The sequence below is a fragment of the Silanimonas algicola genome (genome assembly GCF_054777375.1).
Map to the genome: position 1 here is coordinate 1 of NZ_BAAHAS010000013.1, position 510 is coordinate 510.

1 protein-coding gene is annotated in these 510 nt (G+C 67.8%); it reads left to right on the top strand.

Going from position 1 to position 510, the window contains the following annotated elements:
- Positions 1 to 164: 164 nt before the first annotated feature.
- Positions 165 to 510, top strand: a 346-nt coding sequence (gene rmuC, locus ACYVAK_RS14705; RefSeq protein WP_461062335.1) for a DNA recombination protein RmuC, incomplete at its 3' end; no start/stop codon positions are given.

Below are 510 nucleotides of genomic sequence, written 5' to 3' on the forward strand. Positions count from 1 at the left end.
CCTTGTTGCAGGTGAAGCAGTGGGCGAAGAGCGCGAAGGCGCGCGGGGCTGCGTCGGGGGTGTCGAGCCGGGCGGCGAGCAGGCTGCCGTGGGCGCCGGGGAAGGAGGCGTGCTCGGAGGGCATGCGGCATTGTGCGCCACAGGGGGAGCGAGGGTGGTAGGCCGTGCTGGACTTGAACCAGCGACCAAGGGATTATGAGGGCGGCTGGCGTTTTGAGCACTGGCGCGGGTTTCCGGTCCATTCTTTCCGGCATCAGTATCCGAGAACGACCGCTCTTGCGAAGACTTTTTGCGGAAACGCTTTGCGTCGCGGCGAACTCGCCAAAAGCCGAACGCCGCGCAACGCCAAGGCGCAGGGCAACTGGGGCGAGCTGGTGCTGGAACGGGTGCTCGAGGCCTCCGGGCTGCGCAAGGGCCAGGAATACCAGGTGCAGGACAGCCAGGTTCGCGAGGACGGCAGCCGCGCGCAGCCGGACGTGGTCATCCTGCTGCCCGAGGAACGCCGCCTGG